The organism is Streptomyces sparsogenes (assembly GCF_001704635.1).
GTDB lineage: Bacteria > Actinomycetota > Actinomycetes > Streptomycetales > Streptomycetaceae > Streptomyces > Streptomyces sparsogenes.
This window is the reverse complement of the sequence record NZ_MAXF01000231.1, coordinates 1-25718: the sequence shown is the minus strand read 5'-3', so window position 1 is coordinate 25718 and position 25718 is coordinate 1. Positions and strand designations below refer to the sequence as shown.

Sequence of the window (25718 nt, the reverse complement as noted above, 5' to 3'; positions counted from 1 at the left end):
TGTTCCCGCGACTGCAACATCACTGTCGATCGTCGACGTCCAGCAGGGCAAGACGGGAGATTCTTGACAAAGCTGATTCCACAGAACCAAGAGCTGGGTGGCGGAGAGGTCGCTGGCCTGGATCATGCACGCGTGTCGGCACGCTCGGGACTGCGAACGGCCCATCCAGCATTCGGAATCGTTGATCACTTGGGCCGTGATCACGCTCATGACCAGGCGCATCACCAGTCGGACATCGCGCAGGAGCGTGAAGGGTGTCAATATTCCGCTCAGGCTGCTGAGTTGGGCGTTTCCTGCGGATGGTGAGGCAGTCGGGGTGGCGTGGCGTGGTACTCATTGAGCAGTCCGCCAAGTACCTGGCGGCGCCTGCATGTGGTGGCGGGCAGGGGGATGATGTTCGGGTCGTCGTCGGGAGCTCGTAGGCCAAGGCTTCGGTGGGCCCGTCCCGTGTTGTAGTGCTCGAGGTACTGGTTGAGGACCGTACGCAGGTGTCGTTCGCCGGTGATGATGAGCCGGTCGGTGCATTCGGCACGGGCTGTGCGTATCCATCGTTCGGCGAACGCATTGGACCGTGGGCTCTGCGGAGGCGTCGGGATGACGGCTGTGCTGTTGCCGGCGAAGACGGCGTCGAACGCGGCAGTGAACTTGCTGTCCCGCTCCCGGATGAGGAACCGGAAGCACCCAGCCCTGTCCTCGAGACCCATGAGCAGATTGCGGGCGAGTTGAGTGACCCATACGCCGGTAGGGCGTGCGGTGACACCCATGACATGGACGCGCCGGGTGGCAATCTCCATGACGAAGAAGACATAGAGACGCTTGAGGAAGACGGTCTCCACGTGCATGAAGTCGCAGGCGAGCAGCGCGTGGGCTGGGCGCGGAGGAAGGAGCGCCAGGTCTGCTGGCTTGCTCGTTGCGGTGCGGGTGGCAGGCCGGAGCGGCGCAGGACGCGCCGGATCGTGGTGGCGGCGACCCGAGGGCCAAGCCGTCGCAGTTCTCCTTGGATCCTGACGTATCCCCAGGTCGGGTTCTCTCGCGCCAGTCGCTGGATGAGCGCGACCGTCTCTTCCGGCAACGGTGGACGACCGGGTCCGACCGCCGTCTGGCGCCACTTCCAGCGCACCAGACGACGGTGCCAGGTCAACAGGGTGCCCGGAGTGACCAGCCGATGGCGGCGCAAGGCGGATGGCAGGTGCCGTGCGAGAGCGGAGAGCACGGCACGATCAGCCCATGAGAGCTGTGGCCGCTTGATCTGCCGACGCAGCACGGCGACCTCATGGCGAAGGGCAAGATCATGCCCACACTTGGGCGAGCACAAAGCCCCGCACCGGGTCGGCCGGAGAGACCGCCCAGCGGCCCGGGGAACACCTGAATCAGCGGCGGACGCGCCTCAGCGAAGGGGGAGCACGGTCAGCCGACGGGAGCAACCGAGCCCGGTGCCCGAACCTCGCCGAGCGCATTTATTGATCGTTTAGGCCAGGGGTTGGGCGGCCTGGACGGCCGATCGGCCGGGACTGAACCCTCGACCGTACGCGGCAGGTGCCTGAATCGCGGTGTCCGGCCGTAGCCCGCCGGGTCGCACCTCATGCGGTCGGCAGTCCATCGCCGGGGGCGCTGCCCGAGGAGCGTGACCACGGTGGCCGGGGTGTGGTTGGTCAGTGCATGACCATGCGCGCCTGAGGGCGCTCTTCGAGGAGCGCGGTGAGCGCGACGTTCTTCGCACCCGTTCGCCCGGCGTGACAGGCGCAGCGGGAGGCTTCGGGTGCCTGATTGACCGCATCCATGACCCGTCCCGGTGATAGCCGAGGGTGCGCTGCCTTGTGCACAGCGTATTGGTTCGGCCGGTGCGCGCGGGCGATTTGCATGACATGCAAATGGTTCGCAGCCCCAGGACTACGGGCTGCCGCGAGGGGAGTGAGTGCGGTGCTCTTGGAGCGCGGCGGTCGGCATCCGCGGCCGTCTCCTTCGGGCACCTGGGAGGTCTCCGGTGCAACTCTCCAATCCCACCCTTTCCACGGCTGGTACTGCGACTGTGGATGTCCGTCTCACCCCGAGCCACTACGTCCAGCCGGCGGGCCTCGGGGGCTTCGTCGAGGGACTGCTGGCGACCTGCCGGACGGTCTTCGACGTCAAAGGCGCCATCACCCTGGGGCTGGACTCTCCCGCCGCGGCCGGGGTGCTGCCCGTTGGGCGCGGTGTCGTGGAGGCCGGCGCGGTCGTGGAGGGCGAGGTGATCGTGGAGGCTGGCGCCCGCGTCGAGGCGGGCGCCTGGGTCGTCGGTCCGGTCCTGATCTGCTCCGGCACGGTCATTTCCCGGGGCGCCCTGGTCCGGGATCACAGCGTGGTCGGCCCCGGCTGTCGGATCGGTTTCGGCGCGGAGATCGCGCGGAGCCTCCTCGCTGGGGACTGCTTCATGAAGCATCCCTCGTTCATCGGGGACTCCGTCATCGGACGGGGCGTCAACGTCGGGGCCCTGTGCTCCACGACGGGGCTGCGCTGCACCAGGCCGGTCATCGAACCCGCGATGGACGAGATCACGGTCACGGTGGACGGTCAGCGCATCGGCACGGGGCAGACCACGTTCGGCGCGGTCATCGGCGATGGGGTGGCGCTCCCGGCCGGTACGGTCCTGTCCCCCGGGACGCTGATCGGGCCGGGCTCGTCCGCTTCCTCGGCGCGGACCTGCGGGTCGGCACGGACGAGGCAACCGGCACCTTCACCGCGACGAGCCCCACCGTGCCCTGCCACCCGGTCCATGCCATCGCCCTGATCGAGGCGTACCTGCCGGGCCCGGACCTCGACCGCACCGCGGACCCGCTGCTCCGCCACCTGCGCCACCTGCGCCACGGCGGCGCGCTCTCCGAGGAGGTCATCGCCGACACCGCGCACACCCACCGCTCCGGCCGCCTCACCGTCACGCCGGACAGCGGCCACGTCGTCGACCCCGGCGTCGGCTGTCCCCACCCCCGACGTATCACGCTCGGCGCCCCCACCAACAGCCGTGCCCTCGCCGCCTTCGCCCGGCCCCGTACCAACGCACCCGCCTTCCGGCAGAACGACGCGGGGGCCCGAGCCCTGCTGACGACACTGACCGGGCCGGCCGCGGCCGACCACCGCCCGGAGCGCCCGGCGGCTCCCGTGGGCCTTGGAGGCTGACGTCCGAAGCCCGGCCGACACCGCACCGGTACATTCCGGAAACTGCCTATTCGGTGGCATTTAGGGGGCTGTAACGCCGTAGGGTTGTATTATGGACGGACGGCTGCGTCTGCTCACCACCGTGGGCGACGACGTCACTGAGAGTGAAGCACTGCGTCTGGGCCTGCAACAAGCTGTGGCGGAGCTGAGCGGTCTCGGCGGAATGACGCATCATTTTATCCCGGATTCCGCCCTGATCCTGGTGTCGGTGGCGGGGCTGCCGCAGGCTCTCATCCGGCCCTGGGAGTTGCTCGACGTACAAGACACCACGGCCCCGGCCCGCGCGGTCCGGACGGGCAGTGCGGTGTGCGTGCCCGGTGAGTCCCTCGCAGACTTCTATCCAGGTGCCGGCTTGGCGGCTGTGCCGATTTTCGCCGGCGACCGCGTAATCGGCGCGCTCACCGTCCTGATGGGTGCGAAGTCAGAGCCGACTGGGGAGCAGTGGGACTTCCTGAAGGCTGTGGCGGTGTGGACCGGGAAGCGGATGAGCCAGGCGCCGCCGCTCGCCCAGCCGTCCCAGCATGGACAGCGCAGCAGCCACCTCTGGCAGGCATTGGAGGAGGCCAAGGTCGGCTCGTGGGAATGGAACCTCCGCACCGGCGAGATGTTCTTCGACGAGGCGGCCATGGCCATTTCCGGCTTGGACCCGGAAGAGTTCGTGCCCCATATCGAGAGCTGGGTGCAGATCGTCCACCCCGACGACCTGCCGGGGACGCTGGCCGAGGCCCGCAGAGCGATCCGTGAGCGGGGTGTGTACGACGCCGAGTACCGGATTCTGCGCCCGGACGGCACGTATGGCTGGACGCATGCCCGCGCCGCAGTCGTGCTCGATGACGAGGGCGAGCCGGCCCGGGTGGTCGGCATGTGGTGGGACAGCAGCGCGGTCGGCTCCACCCGGGACGCGCTGAGCCGCACCCTGCGCCACATGAGTGACGGCTTTCTCTCGGTGAGCGATGACTGGCGGATCGCCTTCGTCAACCTGGAGGCGGAGCGCATCCTGGGCTCCCCCGAGGAGGAGCTGATCGGCCGGGTCCTGTGGGAGCTGCCTGCCGTACAGCAGATGCCCGGCCTCAAGGACCGTTATCAGAAGGCCGCGGAGGCGTCCGTGCCCACGGGCTTCGACGTCTGGACAAGCGGCACCGATCGCTGTTTCCACCTGCGGGTCGTCCCGCTCCCCGAGGGCACCACCTGCTATTTCACCGACGTGACCGAGAGCCGGAAGCGCGAGGCCGAAGAACAGGCTGCCGAGCGAGCCGCCGCCGAGCGGGCCACCCGGATCACAGAGCTGACCGCGGCGTTGGCCAAGGCAGTCACGTCCCGGGATGTGGTGGACGCGGTCGCCCGGCGGGTGCTGAGGCCGTTCGGCGCCACCGGACTGCTCGTGCAGGCCGTCGCGGGCAACCGGGCGCACACCGTTGGAGCCGTCGGATATCGCCGGCCAATCCTCGACCAGTTGGAAAGACTGCCCCTCTCGGAACAGACGCCGGTCATGGAGACACTGCTCTCCGGCACGCCGCTGTTCATCTCATCCCCCGAGGAATACGCGGCACGCTACTCGGAGCTGGCCAGCAGGCCCCACGAAGTCGGCAAGCGGTCCTGGGCCTTCCTGCCCCTGACCACGTCCGGGCGCCCCTACGGTGTCTGCGTGATCAGCTTCGACCACACGCGTCGGCTGACCGCTGAGGAGCGCATTCTCCTCAACGCGATCAGCGGCCTGGTCTCGCAGGCCCTGGAACGGGCCCGGCTCTACGATGCCGAGCACAACCGTGCCCAGGAACTGCAGCGCGGACTGCTCCCACGGGAGCTGCCCTCGCTGCCCGCGTGCACCGCTGCGGCTCGGTACCTGCCGGCCGGGCAGAGCATCGAAGTGGGCGGGGACTGGTATGACATGATTCCGCTTTCGGCCGGTCAGGTCGCGCTCGTCATCGGCGATGTGATGGGACACGGCCTGTCCGAGGCGGCCACCATGGGACAGCTGCGCACTGCGGTCCAGACACTCGCCGACCTGGAACTGCCTCCTGAGGAGATCCTCGGGCACCTCAACGAGGTCGTCGGTTCCTTGGGGGAGGACTCGTACGCCACCTGCTTGTACGCCCTCTACGACCCGGCTACCCGGGTCTGCTCCTTCGCGTGCGCGGGACATCCGCCACCGGCGGTGATGCACCCCGACGGCACGGTGCTCTTCCCCGGGCTGCCCTCCAACCCGCCACTGGGTGTGGCCGACCCCCCGTTCGAGACGGTCGAGCTGACGATACCCGACGGCAGCCTCTTGGTCCTGTTCAGCGACGGGCTGGTGGAGTCGGCCGCCCGTAACATCGACGACGGCCTGGCCCAGCTCGCGCAGCTGCTGCGGACGGCCCGTGACACCGCCCAGGACACGGACCTGGAGCGGCTCTGCGACATCCTCACCGCCGGTCTGCTCCCCGCTGAACACCAGACTGATGACGACGCGGCACTCCTGGTCGGTCGCCTGCACGCCCTGGCCGCCGACGAGGTCGTCTCCTGGCCGCTCCCCGAAGACCCGAAGGCGGCGGGTCTGGCCCGGGCGTACGTCCGGGAGCAGCTCTCCACCTGGAGCCTGGAGGACTTGGCGACGACCACGGAACTGCTGGCCAGCGAGCTGGTGGGGAATGTCGTACGCCACGCGAAGGGCCCAGTGCGGCTGCGGCTGCTCCGCACCGACTGTCTGGTCTGCGAAGTCTCCGACGGCAGCCTGACCACACCCCGGATCCGCCGCGCCCTGGAAACAGACGAGAGCGGCCGGGGCCTGCAACTCATCGCCGCCCTCTCCCACCGGTGGGGCACCCGCTACACGGCGACCGGCAAGTGCATCTGGACCGAGCAGTCGCTGCTCGGCGCTGGAGGCGATGCTCCGGCGGCATGGTGAGCCCGCCCGGCTGACAGCGGGTCCGGGTGTGGCCTGCCAGACGATTTCGCGCGCCGAGAAGACAGCGTGGGGTCGCTTCCCGGCTCAGCTACGGTGCCTGTCGGCCGAGAGGAAGTACTATCTGGCTTCGTTTGTCTCTAGGAACAGCACTTGTCGACCGCTTCGGGAGGCAGTTGTTGATCAACTGGTCCAAGGATGTCGATGAGAAATGACGGCAGTTGGGGGCGATTCCATCGACTACGACTGCAATGTGGCAGGCGGGAGTGATGGGCCCTGGATCTCCAGGACGACCGCCGTTCCAGCGACAGTCCGGTCCTCGTGCATGGTGATCACTTGACCGGGTTGAAGCTGCTGCCACTTCGACGGGGAGAGCGGGGCGAGACGGACCGTGGCCTGTCCTCCGGGCTGCATGAAGGGCGTGAATTCCACCCAAAGGGCGGCTATGTGAAGGTCGGGTTCCCCTGTCGGAGTCTTTCCTCCGATGTTCCACATCGGTCGTAGGACGCCGGCTCCAGAGAAGGGTGTCTGCCGGCGGGCCCAGTCACCCCGCGCATCGAGCAACCGGAGGCGCCGGCGACGGCGTACAACGGGCCGGGCCGCACGGACCGCGGCACCGGCCGCGCCCCGGGGATCCTGCGCGAGGGCAGGGTCCGTCCGCGCAAGCTCGGACACGTCGTCATCGGCTCGACGGACCAGGAGGCCAGCCAGCGCTTCTTCGCCGAGGGCATCGGCCTGAAGATCAGCGACGAGGTGCCCGGGCTCTCCTCGTTCATGCGCTGCTCGACCGAGCACCACAACATCCTGGTGTCAAGCGCGCCCGTCAACTTCGTCCACCACACCTCGTGGCAGGTCGACGACGTCGACGAGATCGGCCGCGGCGCTACGGCGATGCTGCGGGAGCACCCCGAGCGCCACATCTGGGGTCTGGGACGCCACCACGTCGGCTCGAACTTCTTCTGGTACCTCAAGGACCCGGCCGGCAACTTCTCCGAGTCCTACTCCGACATGGACTGCGTCGTCGACGACGCGCTGTGGAAGCCCGAGGTCTGGGAGGCAGCCAAGAGCCTCTTCAGCTGGGGCCCGCCCCCTCCCCCCTCTTTCCTGCGGCCCGACGACCTCGCCGCGCTGATGGCCGGCGCCCACTCGGCCCGCTGACGTTCACCCACCTGGCTTTGTTCACGTTCAGCGGCTCTGGCTCATCTTCTGGATGCTGTTGGTGATCTCTAGGAGGCGGATGATGTTGGCCCCGGCAGCGGTGAGCACGTGCTGGACGTGCGTTTTCGCCAGGCCGCGGTAGCGGCAGTGCCGCAGTCCGTGCGCGTGGACCGTTTCGGAGACGGTGGCCTCGCAGCCCGCGCGGATGGCATAGCACCGCTGCCAGTTGCTGCTCTTCTGGTCTTTCCTCACCTGCGTCCGGATCTTCTGCTGGAACTCAGTCCCGCGGCGCGGTACCGGTGCACTGCGCGTTGAGTCGGACGGTGACGGTGGTGCCGACGCCCACGGCGGACTCCACCGAGACCTGACCGTGATGGGCATGGATGATCGCCTCCACGATGGCCAGGCCCAGGCCGGAACCGCCGCAGGCGCGGCTGCGGCTGGCCTCGGCACGCCAGAAGCGCTCGAAGACGCGCGGTAGGTCCTGGGGTGCGATGCCGGGGCCGTCGTCGGCCACCTCGACCTGGACGCGTCCGGGGGTGGTGATGACGGCGACCTGCACGGCGGTCTGTGCCGGGGTGTGCTGGACAGCGTTGCCGACGAGGTTGCGCAGCACCTGCTGAAGGCGGGCGGTATCGCCGGTCACCTGGGCGGGTCCACCGGCGGTCAGCGTGATGCTGCGGTCGGGGTAGATGACCTGCGCGTCCTCCACCACACTGGCGGCCAGCGCGGTCAGATCGAGAGGGTCCTGCTCGATGGGCCTGCCGGCGTCGAGACGGGCGAGCAGCGAGAGGTCCTCGACCAGCAACCGCATGCGGCCGACTTCGTTTTCGATGTGGCCGAGGGCGGTCTCCAGCCGCGGCCCGGTGAGTCCGCCCTGACGGTGCAGGTCGAGCCAGCCGGAGATGGTGGACAGCGGAGTGCGCAGTTCGTGCGAGGTGTCCGCGGCCAGCGAGCGGACGGTGGCCTCAGCGCGGGCCTGCGCGTCGAAGGCCCGGTTGACGGCTTCTGCCAACTGGTCGGTCTCGCTGCGGTTTCCGCGAGTGGGAAGGCGTTCGGTCAGGTGTCCTTCCGCGATGGCGTCGGCACTGTCAGCGCCGACGCCTGCGAACGAGACGGGAAGGAGTATGAGCGCGGTCGGCAGCAGTGCGGACACCGCTCCGCCACGCTGCGTTCCGTTGCGCCAGCCGCTGCAACACCCGACGCCGGCACCCCGCCTCGGACAACGCTCCCCGATCGTCGACGAGAACGCGCCCTTCGCATCCTCACCCACCGACGCGCCCTCAGGGCTTCCGGGGCAGCACCCGGGATGGATGGCCACCGCCCCGACGGCCCCGAGGTCCCTGGGCACAGAACCCGGCGTACAGCCCGCCTCGTCCACCGGCGGCCGTGGTCATGGCGGGCGACTGCTGCCGCCCTCAGCGCCTGATGCCTGCACCCGGCCTCGCCATCAGCACACCCCTAATGATCAAGGAATGTTGCGACAAGCGTTAGCCTCGATCGTTCATGAGCCGTCATCGGGTCGCTGACGACTCCGTCCTTGTGTGGTGCGGATGCTCCGAGGCCGGGGCAGGCTGAGGGCTTCGGCGGCCGTGTACTCCTCGACCGCGATGCCCCTTATGCCCGCCGTCCGCCGTCGACCGACAGCGCGATCCCGGTGATGTAGGACGCGGCGTCCGAGCAGAGCCAAACTGCGGCTGCGGCGGCCTCTTCCGATGTGGCCATCCGGCCGAGGGGGGTGATCGCCTCCTGTATCGCGATCAAGTCGGTGCCGGCCGCCACCCTTTCGAAGCCGGGTGTACGGGTCGGGCCGGGGCAGACGGCGTTGACGCGGATGTTGTGCGGCGCGTAGTCCACGGCGGCGACCTTGGTGAGCCCGACGATGCCGTGCTTGGCTGCCACATAGGCGGGGGCGGTCGGGATTGCGTACAGGCCGCCGTTGGAGGCGACGTTGACGATCGCGCCGCCGCCGCGGCTGCGCAGGGCGGGCAGCTCGTACTTCATGCAGAGGAAGGTCCCGCCCAGGTTGACGTGGGTCACGCGCTCGAACTCCTCCAGACTCATTTGGTCGAGCTGCCGGTGGTGTGAGTCCAGGCCGGCGTTGTTCACGGCGAAATCGAGGCCGCCGTACATCTCGACGGTGCGTTCGACGGCCGTCCGCACCGCGTCCTCGTCGGCGATGTCGACGCTGAGTGCCAGTGCCTCTCCGCCGTCCTTTCTGATCATTTCGGTGGTCTCGACGGCTGTTGCCTCGTTGATGTCGGTGACGGTGACAGTGGCGCCCTGCCGGGCCAGCTCGATCGCCGTCGCGCGGCCGATTCCGCTTCCAGCACCCGTCACGAGTCCGATTTTTCCTGAGAAGTTACTCATGATGACCTTCCGATAGAGTTACTCGCACCAGGCGATGCCTGATTCGCCCAGGCGACCTTGTTCGGGGTACCGCGACGGCCGGTGCCCGTTGACCTCGGCGTGCCGGACGAGGGGCAGCCCCCTGTCACGCGTCGGTGCCGGGCACGGCCGTCTACACAACCGCGATCGCGGTTGCCGATGGTGGTTCGCTCCCGCCCTGGGGACAACGGGGACTGCCGCGTCAATCGATGACCAAGAAGTCATCTCATTTGGCGGCTTCGACAGCCTGTCGGCGTGGGAATCGTTGAGCGGCTGGTGCCGGATGAGCTGTGGGAGCCGTTCCAGAGAGTGGTGCCGCAGGCGCCGGTCCGACCTCAGGGCGGCGGCCGGCGCCGACATGGTGACCGGGAAGTGCCGGCTGCGATCGTGTTCGTGGCGACATCGGGCTGCACGTGGCAGCAGCTGCCATCCCCACATCGTTCGGGCCGTCGGGAGCGACAGCCCACCGGCGCTTCGCCGAGTGGTCAAAGGCCCGGGTATGGGCGAAGCTCCATCGCCTGGTCCTCGATGAACTCGGCTCCCGCGGTGAACCGGACTGGTCCCGCTGTGCGATCGATTCGGTGAACATGCGGGCTCTGAAAAGGGGGGACTGACAGGTCCGAATCCTGTGGACCGGGGCAAGTACGGCTCGAAGATCCACTTGACTACCGAGCGGACCGGGCTGCCCCTCTCTGTCGGGGTCTCCGGCGCGAACTGCACGACAGCCAGGCCGGCGAGCCGCTCGTACGCGGCATCCCGCCCATCCGCTCCTGCCGCGGTCCTCGTCTCCGACGACCCGCCAAGCTCCACGGCGACAAGGGCTACGACTACGACCACCTACGCCGATGGTTACGCCAGCGCGGCATCCGGCACCGCATCGCCCGCAAAGGCATCGAATCTTCCAGGCGGCTGGGACGACATCGCTGGACCATCGAACGCACTATGGCCTGGCTCGCCGGATGCCGCCGCCTGCATCGCCGCCATGAACGCAAAGCCGAGCACTTCCTGGCCTTCACCAGCATCGCCTGCACCCTCATCTGCTACCGCAGACTCACCAAATGAGATGTTCTCTAACTCAGGGGTACGACGATTCCGGCACCGTGTCGGCCCGTCTCCGCCTCGTCCAGCAACAAGGAGGCCAGCGTGGCCCGGGAGATTCGGGGCGGCAGCAGCGGACGCCGCAGGTCCGCCAGTGGCACGATGTGGCGGGTAGGGCTGAGAGGGCCATCGGTGACGTCCGGGGCGTGGAACACCGTAGCGCCGGCATTCAGGGCGATCTGGTCGGCCTCGACCTTCTCGGCCAGCTCCGAGCCGACGAACATCCGCATCACCCCCGCATAGATCAGCCCACCCGATCGACTCGACACGCCCGAGCCCAGCGCGCCGAGCCATACCGTCGCGCGAACGTTCGCCGCCGCGAGCACCCGGGCCCCGGCGACCAGTGCGCCCGGGCCGTCGCCCTTACCGATACCGATGGCAGAGACGGCCACGTCGACGTCGGTCAGGTCGGGGAAGCTCTGCGGGACGGTGACATCCGCCTTCCGGACCTCGACCTGCCGCGACGCAGGCACGGTGACCTTGGCCGGCGTGCGAACCAGGGCCACGACCTCGTGTCCCCGTTCCAGCGCTTTGTCGACGAGCGCGCTGCCGGTCCGCCCCGACGCTCCGAGTACGGCTATGCGCATGATCATCCACCCTCTAACTGAACAACTGTTGGTTATGTCAGTAAACAACCGTTGGTTAGCGCTGTCAAGGCGCGCGCTGCCTGTACGGTGAACATCTGTTGCTCAACTGTTCGGCACCGGTCAGAAGGGGGCGAAGATGTCGTCTCAGGAGCGCTCTGCTCCCCGTCGCCGCAATCCACGCGGGCAGGGGCAGGTTCTCAAGGCCCAGCTCGTAGACGCCGCGGCGAAGCTGCTGTCCACCCTTGATCAGCCGGAGACGCTGACGCTGCGGCAGGTAGCGCGTGAGGTCGGGGTGGCACCTGCCAGCATTTACAGCCACTTCCCCGACCTGAGCGCATTGATCCAGCACGTGCTGCGGCTGCGCTATGAGGAACTGGCCCGTTTGATGGACCAGGCCGCGCAGTCAGCCCCAGATCCACTGGTCGACCTCGTCGCCCGGTGCGCGGCCTACGTGCGCTGGGGAGTCGGCCAGCCCGGCCATTACCGCACTCTCTTCGGCGGACGGATGCCGGACGACCTTGTCCCCGGATCAGCACACGGCGCCGGGGCCGAACTGCTCGAGGCCGTCGTGACCTCCCTGGCGGCCGCCGCCGAGGGAGAGCGCAAGCAGCCCTCGGCGGAGCAGCAGTGGCAGGCCGGCCTCATGCTCTGGACCGCGCTGCACGGCCTGGTCAGCCTCTACAACGACCACGGGAACATTCCCTGGCCACCCCTGGACGACCTGATCGCCGACCTGCTCAGCCTGCACACAGCCCGCCCGGCAGACGAGATCGCGGCCCTCCTGCCCCAGTGCGGGGATGCCCCGGGCTTGGCCCCGGACTCCATCTGACAGCTGAACAGGCGCCGGGGAGGGTGCGATGCCCGTGTCCGCCTCCTCCCCCGTCGGCGCCGAGCGGCCGCCCGCCACGCCGTCTTCTCCGGACCAGACCCCCTGCCCGAGCTGGGCGACCCTGCCGACGAGGGGCTGCGGTCAGATGCGCAGCACACGTCTGGCGTTCAGATGGGCAACCTTCTCCTTCACCTGGGATGGAAGGTCAGCCTTCTCGATCGAGGCCACCGCGTCGGCCGTAACCTCGTACGGGTAATCGACCGCGAACATGACCGCGTCGGCCCCGATGGTCAGCACGGCGGCTTGTACGGCCTCCGGAGCCAGTACCCCGCTCGTGGTGATCAGGATGTTGCTCCCGAAGTACTGCGACGGCATCCGCTGGAGCGGTTCGTCGACCCGGAGCGAGCGGTAGCGCGAGTCGAGGCGGGAGCGTTGGAACGGCAGGAACTCGCCGAGGTGCCCGAGGATCAGGGTTGCGGCGGGGTGCCGGTCGAACACTCCGGCATAGATCAGCCGCATGGCGTGGCCGCCGGTTTCGGCCTGCCAGCTCCAGCTGGCCCCGTACATCTCAGGCCGTCCGCGCATCACGTGCCAGTCGTCGCAGGGCAGCGAGCCGGGATGCAGATACAACGGCACACGGAGCTCTTCCAGCGCGCTCCACAGTTCGTCATATGCGGGATCGTCCAGGTATCGGCCCTGCGTGTGGTCGTTGACCAAGGCACCTTTGAATCCGAGCTGCTCGACGCAGCGTTGGAGTTCGGTCACGGCGGCGGCAGGGTCCTGCAGGGGCAGGGCGGCGAACCCCCTGAAGCGGGTGGGGTGGCGGGCGATGGTCTGGGCGAGGAAGTCGTTGGCAAACCGGGCGTTGTCGACGGCGGCGACGGCGTCGGTGTCGGCTTGGATGCCGGGGACGCTCAGCGACAGGATCTGAATGTCGATGCCGTGTGCGTCCATGTCGGGAAGACGGTGCTCCTCGAAGTCACCCAGACGCCGTCCCCAGTCCTTCACGTACTGGTCGCTGACCTGGATCTTCTGGGGCGACGAGGGTTGGCGCGAGAACAACTCCGGGATGATGAAGGCTTCTTCCAACGCGATGTAGGTCATTGCAGGGCTCTTTCGTCGTGCCTTGTGGCTGATCGGGACGGAGCGGAACCGAGAGCGATGCCACGTCGCGTACGGTGAGCGGCGCCGATCCGTGCGTACCAGTCGATGAGTTCTGGTCTGTCGACGCTGCCGGGGTCGACCACGGTGTCCGGAGCGTCTCCGCGCAGCAGACGTTTCACGGGGACTTCGAGTTTCTTGCCGGTGCGGGTGTGCGGGATACCGGGGGCTTGGATGATCTCGTCGGGTACGTGGCGGGGGGAGGCTCCGTGGCGTATGGCGTTGCGGATCTTCTCGCGCAGCACGTCGTCGACGTCGGTGCCGTCGGTGGTGGTGACGAACAACGGCATCCAGTAGTGGCCGCCGTCCTGCTCGATCCCGACGACGAGAGCTTCTGCGATCTCCTTGAGCTCCTCCACCGGGCCGTATATGTCGCTGTGCCCATGCGTATGCCGTGGCGGTTCAGGGTCGCGTCGGACCGGCCATGCATGATCACCGAGCCCTGATCGGTGATGGTGATCCAGTCGCCGTGCCGCCACACTCCCGGGTATACGTCGAAGTAGGCGTTGCGGTAGCGGGAGCCGTCCGGATCGTCCCAGAAGAAGAGCGGCATCGACGGCATTGGCCGGAGTACCACCAGTTCCCCCACCTCGCCCCGCACCGGCTTCCCGTCCGGGCCGAAGGCTTCCACGGACACGCCCAGGCAGGGGGCGGACAGCTCCCCGGCCCAGACCGGAGTGGTGGGGGTGGCACCGAGGAACGCGGTGACCACGTCGGTGCCGCCGCTGGTACACACCACCTGTACCCGGGGCCCGAGTTCACCGGCGACCCAGTGCTGCAGGTCGCCGGGGAACGTCGAACCGGTGACGCCCAGGCGCTCGAGCGAGGCCGGATAGTGGTCGGTGATCCGCACGCCAGCCTTGCGACACGCCGCCAGGTAGCCGGGGCTGGTACCCAGGACCTTCACCTCCAGACCGGCCGCGAGCTGCCAGAGCGCATCGGTCTCGGGAAACGTCGGGCTGCCCTCGTAACACACGGCTGTGGCACCCAGCAGCAGACCAGCGACCAAGACGTTCCACATCATCCAGCTCGGCGTGGTGTGCCACAGCAGGCGGTCCCCGGCGCGCAGGCCAAGCTGCAGGCCCAGGTTTTTGAGGTGCTCGAGCACGACCCCGCCGTGCCCGTGCACGATGCCCTTCGGCCGTCCGGTCGTGCCCGAGGAGAACACGACCCACAGCGGATGGTCGAACGGGACGGGGCGGGGTGCGAAGTCGGCGTCGTGCTCGGTGAGCGCGGACCACCCAAGGGCGTCGGGCACCCGTGTCGCGTCCCCTACAACGATGGTCGCCGCCAGGGTCGGCAGTGCGTCGCGCAGGGCTTGTACGTCGGGGCAGCGGTCGATGTGCTTCCCGCCGTGCAGGAAGCCGGTCGCGGCGATCAGCACGGTCGGCTGGAGTTGTGTGAATCGTGCTTCGGCCGCGGCCGCGGTGTAGTCCTGCCCGCACACCGCCCAGGTCGCGCCCAGGCTGGCAGTGGCGAGGAAGGCTGTGATGGCTTGTACCCCGTTGGGGAGGTATCCCACCACCCGGTCACCCATGCGCACGCCAAGTCCGGTGAGTGCCTGCGCGAGTGAGGCGACCTGGTGGCGCAGTTGGTGCCAGGTGATGGCCACCGGGCCGGTGTCCTCGGTCACCGTGATGACGGCGGTGTCGGTGCCGGTCCGGTCACGGAACACCTCGGCCGTGTAGTTCAGCGTGCTGCCGGGGAACCACACGCTTCCCGGCATGGCCTCGGTCGCCAGCGCGGGTCTCGCTGGGCGCTCGGGCAGACGGAAGTAGTCCCACACCGCGGCCCAGAAGCCGTTCACGTCGTCAACCGACCACGCCCACAGCTTGTGGTAGTCACCGCTCAGGTCACGTCCTGCGTGCTGTGAGGTGAACCGTGCGAAGTCGGTGATCCGGGCATTTTCGACAGCCTGCGTCGTCGGGGTCCAGTCCGGTGGCTTCGTGCTCATGAGGTGTCCCCCGCCTTTGCTACTTCGAGCAGTGCGACCGTCGTGTGCACTGCCTTTGTGGCCATGGCCTCGCCCAAGGGAAGGCCTTGGGTGTCGGCGAGGGTAACGAAGAGCCGCTTCCCGCCGTCGCTGCAGCATGCGATCGGCAGCAGCGTCCCGGTGCCGATCGAGGTGACCAGCTCGTTCTCCCGCACCAGGGCGACGGCGTGTCCGGTCGTGGTGGCCACCCAGACCCCGTCCTGTGTCGCCCAGATTCCGTCCGGTCGGACGTCGTCGCCGATCAGGTGGGCGAGGTCGGCGTAGGTGCGACGGCCCGTGAGGGCGCCGTCGTCTGCGACGGTGAAGGCGGTCAGTCGTTGCCGGGTGGTCTCGGCGACAACCAGGGTGCGGCCGTCACCGGCGAACGCCAGCCCGTTGGGGAACTCGACGTCTTCGGCGGCCACGTGTACAGCTCCGTCTGCAGCAACGCGCAGCAGCCGCCCCGGTCGCACTGGTTCACCGGCGTGCGCGGCGAAGCCGACGTCATCCACGTAAAGGTTGCCGTGCGGGTCGCCGACCATGTCACCGAGCGGGCCGGTGGCCACCGCGCTCAGGTCCGCGTAGGTTTCGAATTGCTCACCGGTCCACACGCCGATACGCCGTTGATGCATCATGGCCCCGACCAGCCGCCCGTCCGGCAGGAACCAGAGGCCGTTGGGGATGGCATCCAGCGGAATGCCGCGCCAGGGGCCGTCGTGGTCGGTCCACAGCTTTCCGCCCTGGGTGTCGGACAGCCACAGTGCACCGCGCTGCCAGCGGGGGCCCTCCCCCCACGTCATTCCGGCCGCGTACTCCTTCACGCGCCCACCCCCTGTACCGATGCCGTCCGCGCCAGGTCGCGCGTGGCCCGTTCCAGTTCCGCCGTGTCGGCGACGAGCGCGAAGGTGTAGCGATCCGGACGGATGATTGCCGCTGCCGCCGCGTGTTCGGCCAGCCAGCGGTCGATGACCGGCCCCGTCTCCGGGACGGCCACTACGCCGAGTTGGCGCCATAGCTGCTGCACGTCCACGGACACAGCGGAGGTGACCTCCGGCTTACCCACGACGGTGAAGCCGTATCCGCTCACATCGTCCAGCTTCTCCCCGTTCGCGCCGCGTGGCTGCGGGCTCAGTTGCCCGATGGCTCCGCCGGGCTGGGCAACCACGCCTGGCCCTAGCAGCGGCCGGTACCTCTCGATCGTCTGCGTTCCGTTCAGCTCCGGGAACGCGCCCATTCCGAGGGCTTCGATCAGGTTGGACTGCCGAGCGGATTCCTCAATGTAAGGGCGCACGTGCGCAGCCCGCTCGCTTTCGTAGGTGTCGAGCAGGGCTTGGGGGCTTTCGCCCTTGACCACGGCGGCGAGCTTCCACGCCACGTTCGCGGCATCGCGCAGCCCGGAGCACATGCCCTGGCCGAGCATGGGAGGCATTTCGTGCGCGGCGTCGCCGGCGAGCAGCAGGCGGTCGGACCGCCAGCCGTGCACGAGCCGGGCGTGCCATTCGTAGGTGTCAGTACGCATGATGCGGTAGCTGCCAGGTGCCAGCCAGCGGCTCAGCAGGTCGTACACCGACTGCGGTCGTTCGAGCTCTGCCGCGTCGTCCTCGTCGAGCAGCATGAACTCGAAGCGGAGCATGGGCGGGAAGATCGGGACGTAGGTCACGGGCCGCTTCCCCTCGCACCAGATGAATCCGCTGTCCGCAGGGAGCTGTGCAGGGTGTTCGAAGGGGTGGATGTCGATGATGAGGGAACGCTGAGTGCCGTGGAGGTCCTCGACTTCGGCGTTCATCGCCTGCCGGACGAAGGAGTTGGCGCCGTCCGAGCCGACGGCGTAGCTGGCCGTGAGAGTGGTTTCGGCTCCGGTCGACCGGTCGAGCAGCGTGAGCCGCACCGCTTTGTCGTCCTGCTCGATCGCGGTGGCCGTCCAGCCGAACCAGAGGTCTGCGTTCGCGTCGGCCGCCAGCAGACCCCGCAGCCGCGACTCGAAGTCGGGCTGGTGGAACTGGTAGTCGGTGCGCCAGCCCTGGTCAGATTCCTCCTCGGGGAGCGTCTGCTGGAGGAAGGCCTGCCCGTCCTCCCGGTGCAGTGTCCAGGCGGCTTGGCGCAGGAACTGGTGTTCCATGTCCTGCGCGCCGAGGGTCTGCAGAAGGCGCATGGTCTCGTCGTCGAGATGCGTGGCGCGCGGATGCTGGCAGACGAGCCGGTTGGGGTCGATGGCGGCGACCCGGGGCCCCTTCATGGCCAACAGTCGTGCGAGAGCCAGTCCGACCGGGCCGCAGCCGACGACGGCGATGTCGTAGGTATCCATGATGCGCTCTTTCATTTTGTGTGTCCGGCCGTCGGCTCTTTGGCGCGCGGCGCGGGGGCGAGACGGCCCTGGTTCTGGGATGTCCGTCCGCCGACAGCCAGGGCGAGGGCTGCGCCGAGGACGGCGGGGACGGCGAAGAGGACGAAGTTCCAGCGGGGTTCCAGGCCGGCCGCGAGGATCCAGCCGCCGAACGTGGGGCCGGCGATGGCGCCGATGCGGCCTACCCCGAGCGCGACACCCACCGCGCTGGCCCTTGCGGTCACCGGGTAGGAACGTGAGACGTACACGTTGATCAGTCCCTGGACGCCGACCGCACCGCAGCCGTCGACTATCACGATGCCGTAGAGCACCGGCAGCGGCAGTTGGGCGCTCATGGCGACGATCGCGGCTGCTCCGAGGGCGAAACTGGCCGTGATGGGGCCCCTCGATCCGGCGCGGTCAGCCAGCAGCGCCATCGCGAGCCCGCCGACGGTGGCACCGAGGTTCAGCAGCACGAGGAAGGTCTGTGAGTCCTGCAGCGGATAGTCCGCCGTCTGCATCAGCCGCGGCAGCCAGGTGTTCATGCCGAAGATGAGCAAGAACGACAGGGCCGCCATGGCGCAGAACATCAGGGTGGTGCCGCGGTAGGGCGGTCTGAGCACCAGCCGGACACCACGGTTGCCGAGGTCGGAGGTCGACGCGCTGACCGCCTGGTGGTACTCCGTGGACTCGGGCAGCCAGACGAAGGCCACGGGCAGCAGAAGCAGACCGGCGATGCCGCCGACCAGGTACTCCTGGCGGAAACCGTGCCCACTCAGCAGTGTGTTGGCGACAAGGGCCGCGAACGAACCGCCGATGGCGGTCCCACACTGGACGATGCCCGAGTAAAGGTTCTTTCGCCTGTCCGGGGCCAGTTCGAAGATCAGTGGGCCCATCGCCGGGTAGATCGCACCGACACCGAGCCCGACGACGAATCGGCCGGCGCCGAACAGTGATGGAAGGGGTGCCACGGCGCAGGCGAACATCCCGGCACTGACCACCGCGATACTGATCAGGGTCGTGCGGCGCCGGCCAAACCGGTCGGTGAACTGGCCGACCAGCAGGGAGCCGACGAGCATGCCGATCGGAGTGAGGCTGCCGAGCAGGCCGACGAAGGCGACGGAGAGGTGCCAGGGACGGTAGCCCAGCAGCAGCGGAGTGGTCGCACCGTAGGCGACGAGGTCGTAGCCCTCCAGTGTCATCACGGTCAGGCCCACGGCGAGTGCGGTGCCTGACCGCGATGAAGGGCCCGGGGACGGTCGGCCGCGCCGGCGGACGAAGGCTGGTGTGCTCAATGGTCCGGCTCCGATTTCAGCAGTCTCACCCGTCGCGACTGCTGACCGCGGCGCTGCGGGAAGGGGGCGGAGGTGTCTCTGTGCGGCTCGCCGACGGCGGGTCGGCGAAATGCGGCTCGGGGCCTCATCCGTGTGATGCGGGCGGGGCAACGCGCCTCGTCGCGGTTTACGGTGTCGGGCGCTCTCAGTTATTGGCCTGATGGGCGCCGGCCATCAGCGCGGCCAGGTCTTCCGGAGCGAGGAACGACGGCGGCGTCGGAGGCCCCCAGGTGTAGAGCGCCTGCATTCCTTCGAAGGATCGTGGCGTCCACAGCTGGTCGTCGACGATGCAGTCCATGTCGGCGTAGTACTCGCTGAAGTTGCCGGCCGGATCCCTGAGGTACCAGAAGAAGTTTGAGCCGATGTGATGGCGGCCGAGCCCCCACACATGGCGTTCCGGGTGCTCGGTGAGCATGCGCGTGGCGCCCCGGCCCACCTCGTCGACATCCGTCACCTGCCAGGAGGTGTGGTGCAGGAAGTTGAGCGGCGCCTGCTGCACCAGGACGTTGTGGTGGTCGGTGGAGCAGCGCAGGAACGCGGCTGAGCCGGGCACAACATCGCTGACCTTGAATCCGAGTCCTTCGGTGAAGAACCGCTGTGTCGACTCCTGTTCCACCGAACCGATGACGACGTGACCCAGGGCCAGGGGCCGGACCGGGTCGGTGCGGGAGAGTACGGGTGCTCGGGTGCCGGCACGGTCCAGGCGTCCGGGACCGTTGTACGGGGTGGCCGGCACGGTGATCCGGGTCAGCCGGGGGGCGATGCGCACTTCCACCGAGATACCGGCGATGGGTTCCGTGGTACGCAGGGCGTTGGCGTCGCGTTCGCAGGACAGCTCGAGCCGTTCCAGGTTCGTGGCGATCCGGTCCAGGTCGTCGCCGTCGTCGGCGGCGACCGTCATCGCCAGCAGGCGCCGGACGGGGGAATGTTCGAGGAAGAACTGTTCACCGCCTTCGACGGTGGCGAACCGTCCGGGTGCCACCTGTTCGAGTCCGAAGTCGACGTAGTAGTCGGCAGCCTCGGCCACGTTCGGCACGCCGACGGTGAGTGACTGCAGTCTGTGCAAGGCCATGGCGGTGCCCTTCTCTCAGGCGGCGACGCAGGTCTGCCGGAGCTGTCCTATGCCCTCGATGCGGGTGATGACCTCGTCTCCTGGCCGCAGATAGCGCTGAGGGGTGCGGGCGTGTCCGACTCCTGCGGGAGTGCCGGTGAAGATCAGGTCGCCCGGCAGCAACGGGCAGACCGCGGACAGCCCTGCGATCAATTCCGCGACCGGGAAGATCATCGACGAGGTACGGGACTTCTGGACGCTCTCCCCGTTGACCAGGCATTCGATCGCCAGGTCGTCCGGATCCGCGAACTCGTCGGCCGTAACCAGTACCGGCCCGGTCGGCGCGAAGCCGGGGAAGGACTTGCCGAGGGAGAACTGCGGGACGGGGCCGACGGACTGCACCTCGCGCTCGGAGTAGTCCTGCCCCGCGGTCAGCCCGGCCACGTAGGACCAGGCGTCCCCGGCGGCCACGTGCTCCGCCCGGCGCCCCATCACCACTACAAGCTCCGCTTCCCAGTCGACGCGGCCGCTGGGCAGCCTCAGCTGCGTGTCCGGGCCGGTGAGGGCCGTGGCGAACTTGGTGAAGACCGACAGGGACTCAGGCGCCGCCAGACTGGCCTCTTCGGCGTGGCCACGGTAGTTCAATCCGATCGCGAACACCTGCCGCGGCGTCGGCGAAACGCTGCCGTCCGGCCCAGTCGCTCCGTGGGCGCCTGCAGGCTCCACCTTTGCAGCCCACGACCGGAACGCGTCCCACTCCTCGAACACTGCCAGCGGATCAGCCGAAAACCGACCAGCGCTGGCTTGCTCGACATCGATCACCGCCTCTCCGGTCACCAGACACATCCGTCCGGATCGGGTCGTCGTCCTCATGGTGCGCTGCCTCCGGTGCTCTTGGTACTGGACGTCTGGAGTCAACGCCCTCCCCGTCGATACGTCAATGAAATCTCGAGATTTTTAGAAAATACCTAGAGGGGTTAGTATCTTCGACATGCCCACGACCCGCCCCATGACACGCGCCGAGGAGATCTACAAGCGGCTGCGCGCGGACATCCTCAACGGACGGCACGAGCCCGGTTCACGTCTGCGTGTGGAAGCCCTGAAGGACACCTATGGCGCCAGCAGCGGGGTACTACGGGAGGCGCTGCCCCGGCTGGTCGGCCAAGGACTGGCGACCTTCGCGCCGCAGCAAGGGTTCCGGGTCGTCACCGTCTCCCCCGAGCGCCTGCAGGAGCTGACCGAGGCCCGCGTATTCATCGAAACCCACGTGGTCCAGGAGTCCGTCGCCGCCGGCACCATCGAGTGGGAGTCCGATCTGCTCGCGGCACACCACCATCTCGCCCGCACTCCGTACTTCAGCGACGACGGAGCCCTCAGCGAACGCTGGCTGAACGCCCACGCCCGCTTCCACCGCGTCCTGCTGGAGGGATGTCCCAACCGGCAGCTGCGGGACATCGCCACACAGCTGCGCGATGCCGCTGAAATCTACCGCTGCTGGGCCCGCACACCGGCCGAGCACAGCCACCGGGATGTCGCCGCAGAACACAAGATGATCTGCGATCGCGCCATCGCCCGGGATGTACCGGGCGTCGTCGAGGCACTCAGCCAGCACATCAACATCACCACGCAACTACTGCTCAACGATTACGGGCGGCACAAGGAAAAAGGCAAGCAGGACCCCGGCCCCTCATTTGATTGTTGAAAGAAATGCGCTGGTCAGCGCCGATGTGCCGTTTGCGGCCCGGCACCTTCTTCCCGCCGTCGTAGCCGCGTGCGCCGGCACCGTCGTGGCGGCCCGCACCGGCTGCGCGTCGATGACCCCCACCGTGGGCTCCGCCTCGCGGTCCTCGCACTCACGGACCCTCCCGCGCAGCCGGTCGTGGAACTCGGCGATCAGCCCGTGCTCCTGCCAGCGGCGGAAGAAGGCGTAAAACCGGCCCCAGCCGGGGAAGTCCACGGGCATCGCCCGCCACGAGATCCCGCCCGCGACCAGGTAACGGATCGCGTCCAGCAGCTGCCGGTGACAGTAACCCCCGGGCCGTCCGCCCCGCCCCTGAAGCCAGGCCGACACCGGCAACAACGGCCGGACCTCCGCCCACTCCGCGTCCGTCATGTCCGACGGATACCGGCGAACCCGATCAGGATGATCGGCCTCGTTGCCGTACACGTGCGCGAGGCAATCGCACGACACGGGGGGCGAGTTGAAGTCAACGGGCTCGAGCCGTACAACAACGCCGACAGGGCCTCCGGAGACCGCTCGGAATGGGGCCGCACCCCCGAGCCACCAGGAGGCCCTGCCTTCATGCGCGCACCGCCGGAAGATCACCCGACCAGGAACTCCGCTCGATCCACACGTTTCAAGACCGGTTGATGCGCGGCACGCGGATGGCCTGGGGGTTCCATTCCGTGAGCGCTATCAGAAAAATCGACGCGGTAACGATAAAAATCGACACGGTGTAGACTTTTGCAGAGGAGGGCGACCCGGCTCCTCGTGAGACCTCTCTGGAGGAACAATGGAGAAGCAGAACTGGCTCATCACCGGCGTCAGCACGGGCCTGGGGCGCGCTTTCGCCCAAGCCGCCCTGGCCGCCGGGCACACCGTCGTCGGCACCGTCCGCTCCGAGAAGGACCTGCGGGCCTTCGAAGAGCTCAGGCCCGGGCACGCTCACGGCCGTATCCTGGATGTGACGGACGGTGACGCCGTCTCCGGCGCGGTCGCGGAGGTCGAGCGGAGCGTCGGCCCTCTGGACGTCGTCATCGCCAACGCCGGCTACGGCCTGGAGGGAACCTTCGAGGAAACCCCGCTGGCCGAGGTGCGACGGCAGTTCGAGGTGAACGTGTTCGGGGCGGTGGCCACCCTGCAGGCGGCGCTGCCCCACATGCGCCGCCGCCGCCGCGGACACCTGATGGCCGTCACCTCCATGGGCGGGCTCATGGCCGTGCCCGGCATGTCCGCCTACTGCGGCAGCAAGTTCGCCCTGGAGGGAATCCTGGAGGCGCTGGGCAAGGAAGTCGCGCAGTTCGGGATCCATGTGACGGCGATCGAGCCCGGCTCCTTCCGCACCGACTGGGCCGGACGGTCCATGACACGTGCCGCGCGGACCGTCGACGACTACGACGAGTTGTTCACCCCCATCCGTGAAGCGCGACAGAAGGCCAGCGGGAACCAGCTGGGCAATCCGGCCAAGGCGGGGGAAGCGGTCGTGCACATCACGACGGTCGAGCGGCCGCCGGCCCACCTCGTCCTGGGCTCGGACGCGCTGCGGCTGGTCACCACCGCGCGCAGGGCCGTGGACGAGGACATCCGCGCGTGGGAGACACTCTCGCGTACGACCGACTTCGCCGAGGGCGCTCAGCTCTGATGCCCGGCCGGCATTCCGCGCGCAGCCGTCGCGCCACCGAGCGCAAGGGGGATCTCCGGGAGCGGGCCATCCTCGACACCTGCGAAGCCCTGCTGACACACAAGGGCTACGACGCCATGACCGTCGGCGACATCGCCCAGGGCGCCGGCATCACACGCGGGGCCCTGTACTTCTACTTCGGCTCCAAGCAGGAAGTGGTCACAGCACTCGTCGCCCGGACCGTCGAGCACCTGTGGGAACGGTCCCGGGTCACCGCGCAGACCGACGAGCCACGCCAGGCCATCGCAGCAGCCATGCAGCGCACGGTCGAGCTGTGGAACGAACACGGCCCGGTCATGCGCACGGCGATCGACCTGTCGTTGACCGTGCCGGAGATCGGTGAACTGTGGAAGCACACGGCTGACCTGTTCATCGCGGCCATCACCGCCGTCCTGGAACGCGCCGGCATCCAGGCCGGCGCTGCACCGGACCAGGCCTCGGCGATGGCACGCGCCCTGTGCTGGATGATCGAGCGGACCTTCTACCACGCTTCACAGGAATCCCGCGAGAAGCTCCAAGAGGCGTCGGCGACATGCGAACACATCTGGCTGACCAGCGCCGGCCTGATCACGTGAGGTATCTGCCATGGACGCGGTGAGGCGCGGAACCATGAAGTCCGGGTCGAGCCTTGCCCTCGTGAAGTGGACACCTGTTCGCGTCGTTATGCGGTAAGGGTGCTGGTGACCAGATGCTGTTCGTAGGCGATCGGAGCCCCAGCTCCTCACCCCAGGGCCGCCGCCGGTCTGCCCTCGGGGGCGCGCGGCACGGGTACGGTGTCCCGGGCGGTCAGGTCCAGGTCGAGATGTCTGTTCATATCCAGCTCGAACCGGCCGTAGGGATTCACGTGGGTCCAGAACAGCGGGGAGAGCGCCCGCCCGTCCGCGCCAGTGAGGGTGTCAGCCCATTTCGGATCGGCAAGGACCTGCTGCATCAGCAGCGTGTTGCGGCCTTGAGGGGGCGTCCGCCCCAGTGGACGCCTTTCTCGCTGCGGATGACCGGTGCTGCGGCCCTCGGGCAGGCCCAGCACTCGGCCGTAGAAGTGACGGGCGGCGGCGCCGTCGGCCTCGACGCGGGTCTCGATCGATACCGGGCCGGTGGTGACGATTTCGCTGTGCCGGTTCACGGGCTTCTCCGCTACCGGATGCCGTGGGTGAGCTCGACGCGGAGAAGGGCGGCGTTGCGGACGAAGCCCTGCGGCGGGGCGGTCGTGCCGCCGTCCGTGGTCACGTACAGCGTGCGGCCCTCATCGCCGGGCTCGCGTCCCCAGCAGGCGCTCGACGGGCCGACGATGACCGGGTCGAACGGCTCGCCGAGCAGGTGGCGCACCTCGCTGCCGTGGCGGGGCGCCAGCGGCACGCGGTCGAGGGTGTTGGCGCGGTGCCGAGTGACGTAGGCGAAGCCGACGTCCTCGTCGACGCAGAAGTCGTCGCCGTTGTCGATGGCCGCGACGAACTCCGGCGGGCCGGAGGCGTCGAGGGTGGCCGGGTCGACCGGGACGCGCATGAAGACCCGCTAAGCGGTGGAGGTGTAGTACAGGTAGTCGGCCCGTGCGCCGTAGCGCACGCCGTTGACGCCGGGCTGCGGCGGCCAGGGCACCCCGCCGTCGGGGTCCGGGGCCATGGTGTCGTGCTCGGCCCAGACCCGCGCGGTCGCGCCGGGGGGCCCCTTCGGTCAGGTCGACCCGCCAGATCAGGCCGGCGAAGCAGTGGCATCCGGCGCGACGGCCGCGAGGTCATCCGCGGCCACTGCGCCGCCCCGGGGCGGGCAGCGGGTACGGTTCCGGCCCGGACTGATTCTGAACAGGCAGGCCCGGCATCGGAAAGCGACCCACGTCGTTGGACGGAGTTGAGCAGGCACTCGCTGCACCCGCCGCACCGCGTCGGCCAGTCGGCCACGGAGCGGGGCGGAAGAGGAACCGCTTGTGTGGTGAAGCAGCCGGTGACCACTCGGTCTTTGGGCACTATTTATTTCGACGAACCCTCCAGGGGCCATCTCGCTACAGCGCCACAGAACCGGGTACGGCGCTCACGCCCTGGGAGTGACCTATCTGCCGACGGCCGGCAAGGGGCTTTACCCCGCCTTGGCGCGGAGCGCACCCGGCGGCCAGAAGTCCCGCATACGCGCTGCCTGCGAAAACCGGCCTGAAGAGAGCAGGAGCGGTTCGCCCTCCCCCGTCGCATGGGGAGCACGGCATCGTGCTCCCACCGCGAAAGGTGCTCGAGAGCCGACAAGGGGTCCTTATGCCTCTCGATGCACAAGACATCCAGATCGATCGGGTGACGTCGGAGGCCTGTGGTTGACGACGGCGCGTGGGAGCGCGGTACGGCGATTCTACCGGAT

The 25718-nt window shown here is 68.4% G+C and carries 22 protein-coding genes and 5 pseudogenes; 10 read left to right on the top strand and 17 right to left on the bottom strand.

Going from position 1 to position 25718, the window contains the following annotated elements; genetic code table 11:
* Positions 1-88: 88 nt before the first annotated feature.
* Positions 89-226: pseudogene (locus BBH68_RS40275) on the top strand (IS5-like element IS4811 family transposase); the annotation flags it as partial.
* 43 nt (positions 227-269) lie between these two features.
* Here the strand turns inward: BBH68_RS40275 and BBH68_RS37990 are convergent.
* Positions 270-842 carry an integrase core domain-containing protein gene (locus BBH68_RS37990; RefSeq protein ID WP_245738523.1) on the bottom strand — a complete coding sequence of 191 codons (573 nt, stop codon included), beginning with the start codon at positions 840-842 and terminating at the stop codon, positions 270-272.
* Between the two features lie 1187 nt (positions 843-2029).
* On the opposite strand from BBH68_RS37990, the gene BBH68_RS41315 reads away from it, so the two are divergent.
* The 3 genes from BBH68_RS41315 (at position 2030) to BBH68_RS37975 (ending at position 6079) form a co-directional block, all read left to right on the top strand.
* Complete coding sequence (locus tag BBH68_RS41315) at positions 2030-2767, top strand: LbetaH domain-containing protein (protein WP_065968470.1); 738 nt, start codon at positions 2030-2032, stop codon at positions 2765-2767.
* Positions 2734-3153, top strand: a complete 420-nt coding sequence (locus BBH68_RS37980; protein WP_065968469.1) for a hypothetical protein — start codon at positions 2734-2736, stop codon at positions 3151-3153. The genes BBH68_RS41315 and BBH68_RS37980 overlap by 34 nt, the downstream gene beginning before the upstream one ends.
* 91 nt (positions 3154-3244) lie before the next feature.
* Positions 3245-6079, top strand: a complete 2835-nt coding sequence (locus BBH68_RS37975) for a SpoIIE family protein phosphatase (protein ID WP_065968468.1) — start codon at positions 3245-3247, stop codon at positions 6077-6079.
* 237 nt (positions 6080-6316) lie between these two features.
* Here the strand turns inward: BBH68_RS37975 and BBH68_RS43830 are convergent.
* Positions 6317-6616: pseudogene (locus BBH68_RS43830) on the bottom strand (hypothetical protein); the annotation flags it as partial.
* A 3-nt stretch (positions 6617-6619) separates the two neighbouring features.
* Here BBH68_RS43830 and BBH68_RS37970 point away from each other — a divergent pair.
* Positions 6620-7234 (top strand): annotated as a pseudogene (locus tag BBH68_RS37970) (VOC family protein); the annotation flags it as partial.
* Positions 7235-7261: 27 nt separating this feature from the next.
* Here the strand turns inward: BBH68_RS37970 and BBH68_RS44190 are convergent.
* From BBH68_RS44190 to BBH68_RS37955, 3 genes are all read right to left on the bottom strand, one after another.
* A complete protein-coding gene (locus tag BBH68_RS44190; RefSeq protein ID WP_076971126.1) occupies positions 7262-7615 on the bottom strand; it encodes a transposase in 354 nt (117 codons plus the stop codon).
* On the bottom strand, positions 7512-8390 hold the full coding sequence (locus BBH68_RS37960) for a HAMP domain-containing sensor histidine kinase (RefSeq protein ID WP_065968466.1): 879 nt from the start codon (positions 8388-8390) through the stop codon (positions 7512-7514). The genes BBH68_RS44190 and BBH68_RS37960 overlap by 104 nt, the downstream gene beginning before the upstream one ends.
* A gap of 461 nt (positions 8391-8851) precedes the next feature.
* Complete coding sequence (locus BBH68_RS37955; RefSeq protein ID WP_065968465.1) at positions 8852-9604, bottom strand: SDR family NAD(P)-dependent oxidoreductase; 753 nt, start codon at positions 9602-9604, stop codon at positions 8852-8854.
* 279 nt (positions 9605-9883) lie between these two features.
* On the opposite strand from BBH68_RS37955, the pseudogene BBH68_RS41200 reads away from it, so the two are divergent.
* Positions 9884-10684, top strand: a pseudogene (locus BBH68_RS41200) (IS5 family transposase).
* Positions 10685-10692: 8 nt separating this feature from the next.
* On the opposite strand, the gene BBH68_RS37945 reads toward BBH68_RS41200, so the two are convergent.
* Positions 10693-11307: an NAD(P)-dependent oxidoreductase gene (locus BBH68_RS37945; RefSeq protein WP_170066646.1), complete on the bottom strand. Its 615-nt coding sequence runs from the start codon at positions 11305-11307 to the stop codon at positions 10693-10695.
* 136 nt (positions 11308-11443) lie between these two features.
* On the opposite strand from BBH68_RS37945, the gene BBH68_RS37940 reads away from it, so the two are divergent.
* Positions 11444-12136, top strand: a complete 693-nt coding sequence (locus BBH68_RS37940; protein ID WP_079151470.1) for a TetR/AcrR family transcriptional regulator — start codon at positions 11444-11446, stop codon at positions 12134-12136.
* Positions 12137-12277: 141 nt separating this feature from the next.
* Here the strand turns inward: BBH68_RS37940 and BBH68_RS37935 are convergent, their stop codons facing one another.
* The 8 genes and pseudogenes from BBH68_RS37935 to BBH68_RS37905 all read right to left on the bottom strand — a co-directional run bounded on the left by BBH68_RS37935 (position 12278) and on the right by BBH68_RS37905 (position 20850).
* Positions 12278-13240 (bottom strand): amidohydrolase family protein, encoded by a 963-nt coding sequence (locus tag BBH68_RS37935; protein WP_065968463.1) that lies wholly within the window; start codon positions 13238-13240, stop codon positions 12278-12280.
* Entirely contained in the window at positions 13237-13656 is a 420-nt protein-coding gene (locus BBH68_RS44365; protein WP_342673169.1) for an AMP-binding enzyme, read from the bottom strand. Before BBH68_RS44365 ends, BBH68_RS37935 begins: the two co-directional genes overlap by 4 nt.
* Before the next feature lie 71 nt (positions 13657-13727).
* A pseudogene (locus tag BBH68_RS37930) lies at positions 13728-15251 on the bottom strand (acetoacetate--CoA ligase); the annotation flags it as partial.
* Positions 15248-16090, bottom strand: a complete 843-nt coding sequence (locus BBH68_RS37925) for an SMP-30/gluconolactonase/LRE family protein (RefSeq protein ID WP_170066645.1) — start codon at positions 16088-16090, stop codon at positions 15248-15250. The pseudogene BBH68_RS37930 and the gene BBH68_RS37925, both read right to left, overlap by 4 nt.
* Positions 16087-17574 (bottom strand): bifunctional 3-(3-hydroxy-phenyl)propionate/3-hydroxycinnamic acid hydroxylase, encoded by a 1488-nt coding sequence (locus tag BBH68_RS37920; RefSeq protein ID WP_065968460.1) that lies wholly within the window; start codon positions 17572-17574, stop codon positions 16087-16089. The genes BBH68_RS37925 and BBH68_RS37920 overlap by 4 nt, the downstream gene beginning before the upstream one ends.
* Positions 17575-17585: 11 nt before the next feature.
* Positions 17586-18809, bottom strand: coding sequence for an MFS transporter (locus BBH68_RS37915; protein WP_245738522.1), 1224 nt, complete (start codon positions 18807-18809; stop codon positions 17586-17588).
* Positions 18810-19071: 262 nt separating this feature from the next.
* Positions 19072-19998 (bottom strand): VOC family protein, encoded by a 927-nt coding sequence (locus tag BBH68_RS37910; RefSeq protein WP_065968458.1) that lies wholly within the window; start codon positions 19996-19998, stop codon positions 19072-19074.
* A gap of 15 nt (positions 19999-20013) precedes the next feature.
* A complete protein-coding gene (locus BBH68_RS37905) occupies positions 20014-20850 on the bottom strand; it encodes a fumarylacetoacetate hydrolase family protein (protein ID WP_065968478.1) in 837 nt (278 codons plus the stop codon).
* Positions 20851-20968: 118 nt separating this feature from the next.
* Between BBH68_RS37905 and BBH68_RS37900 the strand changes: the two genes are divergently transcribed.
* Positions 20969-21679 carry a GntR family transcriptional regulator gene (locus BBH68_RS37900; protein WP_065968457.1) on the top strand — a complete coding sequence of 237 codons (711 nt, stop codon included), beginning with the start codon at positions 20969-20971 and terminating at the stop codon, positions 21677-21679.
* On the opposite strand, the gene BBH68_RS37895 is transcribed toward BBH68_RS37900, so the two are convergent.
* Complete coding sequence (locus BBH68_RS37895; RefSeq protein WP_245738521.1) at positions 21665-22144, bottom strand: transposase; 480 nt, start codon at positions 22142-22144, stop codon at positions 21665-21667. The two genes, BBH68_RS37900 and BBH68_RS37895, sit on opposite strands and share 15 nt — an antisense overlap.
* A gap of 346 nt (positions 22145-22490) precedes the next feature.
* Here BBH68_RS37895 and BBH68_RS37890 point away from each other — a divergent pair, with 346 nt between their 5' ends.
* Together BBH68_RS37890 and BBH68_RS37885 are read left to right on the top strand one after the other, a co-directional pair.
* On the top strand, positions 22491-23339 hold the full coding sequence (locus BBH68_RS37890) for an oxidoreductase (protein WP_065968456.1): 849 nt from the start codon (positions 22491-22493) through the stop codon (positions 23337-23339).
* Entirely contained in the window at positions 23339-23953 is a 615-nt protein-coding gene (locus BBH68_RS37885; RefSeq protein ID WP_065968455.1) for a TetR/AcrR family transcriptional regulator, read from the top strand. The genes BBH68_RS37890 and BBH68_RS37885 overlap by 1 nt, the downstream gene beginning before the upstream one ends.
* 146 nt (positions 23954-24099) lie before the next feature.
* On the opposite strand, the gene BBH68_RS41310 is transcribed toward BBH68_RS37885, so the two are convergent.
* Together BBH68_RS41310 and BBH68_RS42830 are read right to left on the bottom strand one after the other, a co-directional pair.
* Positions 24100-24501: a Tn3 family transposase gene (locus tag BBH68_RS41310; RefSeq protein ID WP_107500887.1), complete on the bottom strand. Its 402-nt coding sequence runs from the start codon at positions 24499-24501 to the stop codon at positions 24100-24102.
* Positions 24502-24512: 11 nt separating this feature from the next.
* On the bottom strand, positions 24513-24881 hold the full coding sequence (locus BBH68_RS42830) for a hypothetical protein (protein WP_065968454.1): 369 nt from the start codon (positions 24879-24881) through the stop codon (positions 24513-24515).
* Between the last annotated feature and the right edge of the window lie 837 nt (positions 24882-25718).

What these genes read in the sequence shown, in the direction of transcription:
- BBH68_RS37905 (WP_065968478.1), bottom strand. Translation starts at nt 20,850, where the DNA reads ATGAGGACGACGACCCGATCCGGACGGATGTGTCTGGTGACCGGAGAG.
- BBH68_RS37945 (WP_170066646.1), bottom strand. Translation starts at nt 11,307, where the DNA reads ATGCGCATAGCCGTACTCGGAGCGTCGGGGCGGACCGGCAGCGCGCTC.
- BBH68_RS37955 (WP_065968465.1), bottom strand. Translation starts at nt 9,604, where the DNA reads ATGAGTAACTTCTCAGGAAAAATCGGACTCGTGACGGGTGCTGGAAGC.
- BBH68_RS37910 (WP_065968458.1), bottom strand. Translation starts at nt 19,998, where the DNA reads ATGGCCTTGCACAGACTGCAGTCACTCACCGTCGGCGTGCCGAACGTG.
- BBH68_RS37990 (WP_245738523.1), bottom strand. Translation starts at nt 842, where the DNA reads ATGCACGTGGAGACCGTCTTCCTCAAGCGTCTCTATGTCTTCTTCGTC.
- BBH68_RS37885 (WP_065968455.1), top strand. Translation starts at nt 23,339, where the DNA reads ATGCCCGGCCGGCATTCCGCGCGCAGCCGTCGCGCCACCGAGCGCAAG.
- BBH68_RS37900 (WP_065968457.1), top strand. Translation starts at nt 20,969, where the DNA reads ATGCCCACGACCCGCCCCATGACACGCGCCGAGGAGATCTACAAGCGG.
- BBH68_RS37940 (WP_079151470.1), top strand. Translation starts at nt 11,444, where the DNA reads ATGTCGTCTCAGGAGCGCTCTGCTCCCCGTCGCCGCAATCCACGCGGG.
- BBH68_RS44190 (WP_076971126.1), bottom strand. Translation starts at nt 7,615, where the DNA reads ATGCCCATCACGGTCAGGTCTCGGTGGAGTCCGCCGTGGGCGTCGGCA.
- BBH68_RS42830 (WP_065968454.1), bottom strand. Translation starts at nt 24,881, where the DNA reads ATGCGCGTCCCGGTCGACCCGGCCACCCTCGACGCCTCCGGCCCGCCG.
- BBH68_RS37920 (WP_065968460.1), bottom strand. Translation starts at nt 17,574, where the DNA reads ATGGATACCTACGACATCGCCGTCGTCGGCTGCGGCCCGGTCGGACTG.
- BBH68_RS37935 (WP_065968463.1), bottom strand. Translation starts at nt 13,240, where the DNA reads ATGACCTACATCGCGTTGGAAGAAGCCTTCATCATCCCGGAGTTGTTC.
- BBH68_RS37890 (WP_065968456.1), top strand. Translation starts at nt 22,491, where the DNA reads ATGGAGAAGCAGAACTGGCTCATCACCGGCGTCAGCACGGGCCTGGGG.
- BBH68_RS37975 (WP_065968468.1), top strand. Translation starts at nt 3,245, where the DNA reads ATGGACGGACGGCTGCGTCTGCTCACCACCGTGGGCGACGACGTCACT.